This window comes from Tabrizicola sp., from assembly GCF_051645465.1.
Taxonomy (GTDB): domain Bacteria; phylum Pseudomonadota; class Alphaproteobacteria; order Rhodobacterales; family Rhodobacteraceae; genus Tabrizicola.
In genome coordinates this window covers 1-3620 of record NZ_JBOFBI010000370.1, presented here as the reverse complement: position 1 = coordinate 3620, position 3620 = coordinate 1, and the positions used below count along the sequence as shown (strand labels likewise).

General features: G+C 66.7%; 3 protein-coding genes. All 3 read left to right on the top strand.

Features of this window, described 5'->3' with window-relative positions; all coding sequences use genetic code 11:
- Window positions 1-1682, top strand: a 1682-nt coding sequence (locus ACRCSW_RS22865) for a tetratricopeptide repeat protein (RefSeq protein ID WP_438707952.1), incomplete at its 5' end; no start/stop codon positions are given.
- Between the two features lie 91 nt (window positions 1683-1773).
- Complete coding sequence (locus ACRCSW_RS22860) at window positions 1774-2430, top strand: tetratricopeptide repeat protein (protein ID WP_438707951.1); 657 nt, start codon at window positions 1774-1776, stop codon at window positions 2428-2430.
- Window positions 2431-2473: 43 nt separating this feature from the next.
- Window positions 2474-3620, top strand: a 1147-nt coding sequence (locus ACRCSW_RS22855; protein ID WP_438707950.1) for a PQQ-binding-like beta-propeller repeat protein, incomplete at its 3' end; no start/stop codon positions are given.

Sequence of the window (3620 nt, the reverse complement as noted above, 5' to 3'; positions counted from 1 at the left end):
ATGACGCGCACCTGGCCGCGCTGGCCATCGTGGAAGACCTGCTCGCGCGCGACCCGGAAGACGTGACGTACCGGATGGATTTCTCGTTCACTCAAGAGCGCATCGGTGACGCGCTTCTCGCGATGGGCGACCGGGCCGGCGCGAAGACCGCGTTCGAGACGGCCCTTGAGGTTGGAGAGGCGCTGGCCACCGACTTCCCCGGCAATGCACTGATCCGCCGCAACTTGTCGATCAGCTATGAGCGGATCGGCGATATGCTGGCGGCCGATGGCGACTATCCGGCGGCTTTCGAAGTTTACGGCAAGGGCCTTGTGATACGCGAGGAACTGGCGGCTCTCGACCCCGACAACAAGCCGCGCCAGCGCGACCTTGCCATCAACTTCGACCGGATCGGCGACACCCATCAGGCCACGGGCGACACCGAATCCGCGCTGCTCGCCTATCAGGCGGCCCTCGCCATTCGCGAAAAGCTCGCGGCCCTGGACCCGACGAACATGGTCTGGCAGCAGGACCTTGTCGTCAGCCATGACCGTCTGGGCGACATGTTCTTTGCCCAGAACGATCTCGTGGCAGCGCTCGCCGCCCGCGAAAGCGCGGTTGTGGTGCAAGAGGCGATTTCTGCGTTCGACCCCGAGAACCTGCCGCGCCAGGCCGACCTTGCGCTTAGCCAGAACAAGCTGGCCGAAGTAAAGCGGGCGATGGGCGATATTCCGGGCGCGCGCGAATACTATCAAAGGGCGCTAGATCTGCGACAGGCCCTGCTCACGACCGATCCCGGGGTGCCCCGCTATCGCGAAGAAGCGGCCGTGACGCTGACATCCCTCGCCGAGATGGACCTTTCCGACGGCAATGCCGAAGTCGCCGAAGCCCGGATAGCCGAGGCGGTCGCCCACCGCGTTGCCCTGGCAGGTGCCGCGCCTGACGATGTCTATGCCCTTCGCAGCCTTTCGGTTGCTCAGAACCTGCACTCGGAAAGCCTGATGGCGCTTGGCCGCACCGAAGAGGCGTTGTCGGTCGCACAGGCCTCGCTTGAAAGCGCCGAGCGGCTTGTCCAGATCGCCCCGGACAACACCGAGTACATGCATGACAAGCTTGTCACGCTGAACCGTCTGGGGGACGCGCAGGTGGCGATGGGCGACAATCGTGCCGCGGTCGAAAGCTTCCGCGCGATGAAGGACGTCGGTAACCAGCTTCTTGACATCGACCCCTACAGCGAACCCTGGGCGAATGACCTCGGGATCGCGCTCCAGCGGCTGGGCGATGCGCAACTTGCGATCGCTGACAACGCCGGTGCGCTGAAAAGCCACCAGGACGGGCTTGCGCTGCGCCAGTGGCTGGTCGACCGGGACAGCTCGAACCCCGCCTGGTATCGCAGCCTCGCGGTCAGCCAGGACCGGGTCGCCATGTCCTATGCCGCGGCGAACGACTACCAGACGGCGCTCGGCCACCAGGAGGAAAGCCTGCGCCTGATGCGCGATCTGGAGGCGGCCTTCCCCGATAACCCCTGGTACAAGATCGACGTGGTCAATGCGCTAAGCCAGAAAGCGGCGCTTCTGCAGGACGGAACGGCCGAGAACAGCGAGGCTTTGGCCATCCTGGAAGAGATGCAGGCCACGGGCACCTTGCCGCAGGGCTATGAGGACTGGATTACCGACTTCCGCAGGACGCTGGGCATGCGGTAGGGTTTCTGACCGCCGCGCCAGCGGGGCAGGGCTTGGCAACGCGCGGCCTTTCCCTGTAAGACGGGGAAAAGCGAAGACAGAGGCCAAAGCGTTGAGCAATCCCGACAGCTTCATCGAAGAAGTCACCGAAGAGGTGCGCCGCGACCGGCTGTTCCGGCTTTTCCGCAAATATGGCTGGATCGGCGTGGTCGCCATCCTGGCGCTTGTCGGCGGCACCGCCTGGACCGAATGGTCGAAAGCCCGCGAAGCCGCCCGCGCCCAGGCCTTTGGCGACGCGCTGATCGACGCGATGGACCAGGGCGCTCCGGAAGAACGGCGTGAGGCGCTGGCCGCAGTGCCCGCCGACGCCGAGCAGGCCGCCATTGTGCAACTGATCCTCGCCTCCGACCCCGATGAGGACAAGGCCGCAACCCTTGCAGCACTTGAGAAGGTGGCGAACGATGCCACCCTTCCGGTCGGCTACCGCGATCTTGCCGTCCTCCGCCGGGTGCTTGTGGGTCAGGCTGACCTGCCCCTGGCCGACCGCCGGACCGCATTGCAGGGCATTGCCGCCCCGGGCCGCCCCTACCGGGTGCTGGCCGAAGAACAGCTTGGCTATCTTCTGATCGAAGAGGGCAAGCCGGACGAAGCCATCGCCGCCCTCACCGCCCTCATGCAGGATCAGGAAGCCTCGGGTCCGCTCCGCGCGCGGCTCGGGCAGGTGGTGACGGCGCTTGGTGGCACTTTGCCCGAAGTCTCGGGCGGGTGAGGCGGGCATGGGCGCGACGGAAAGGTCCTTTCAGGTGACAGGCATGACGATCAGGCTGATGACTGGCGTAGGGCTTCTGGCGCTTCTCGCTGCCTGTGGTGACCGTGAGGTCATCCTTCAGGGCGAACGCTTCCCCATACGCGCCGACCTTGAAGACAGCATCCCGACCGAGGCTGATCCGACACCCGCCGCGCCCGCTGAGGCCGAGAACCAAAGCCAGCCGATCTCGCTTGGCGCACAGACCAGCGGCGACTGGACCCACCGCGCCGGAAACGCCCGGCACCTCATGCCGCATGCCGCCCTGTCGTCGACCCCGCAGCTGGCCTGGAGCGCCAAGATCGGCGAAGGCTCCAGCCGCAAGAACCGGATCGGCGCCGCTCCCGTCGTGGCCGATGGCCGCATCTTCACGATCGACGCAGGCGTCTCGGTGACCGCGACCTCCAGCGGTGGCGGCGTTCTCTGGACAACCGACCTGACCGCAGCCTTCGACGCGGGCGGCGGGCAGTCCGCCGGCGGCCTTGCCATCGCAGGCAACCGCGTCTTCGCCACCACCGGCTACGGTGAGCTTGTGGCGCTTGACGCCAGCTCCGGCGCTGTGATCTGGCGCCAGCGCGTCGACGCACCGATGAGCGGGGCACCCGCAACCGACGGCGAGGCGGTCTATGTCTCGGGCCGCGACGGCTCGGCCTGGGCAGTCTCGGCTGCGGACGGCAAGGTGATCTGGCAGGTTGTCGGCAGCCCCGGCAAGGCGGCTTACATCGGCACTGCAGCCCCCACGGTCGGCGACCGCGCGGTGATCTTCCCTTCGGCGGCAGGTGATCTGATGGCCGTCCTGAAGATCGGCGGCGGCACGAAGATCTGGCAGGCCTCTCTGGCAGGCAAACGCCTTGGCCGCGCCTATGCGCTGACGGCGGACGTCACGGGCGACGCGGTCATCGCGGGCAAGACCCTCTACGCAGGCTCGGGCTCAGGCCGCACCGTTGCCATGTCCGCCTCCTCGGGCGAGCGTATCTGGTCGGCGGGCGAGGGCGCCCTTGGCCCGGTCGCGGTAGCAGGCGGCTCGATCTTCCTCGTGAACGACGAAGCCAAGCTCGTGCGGCTTGATGCCGAGACGGGCGAGGTCATCTGGTCCGTCGAGATGCCCTATTTCACCAACGACAAGATCAAGCGCCGCAAGGGCATCTTCGCCC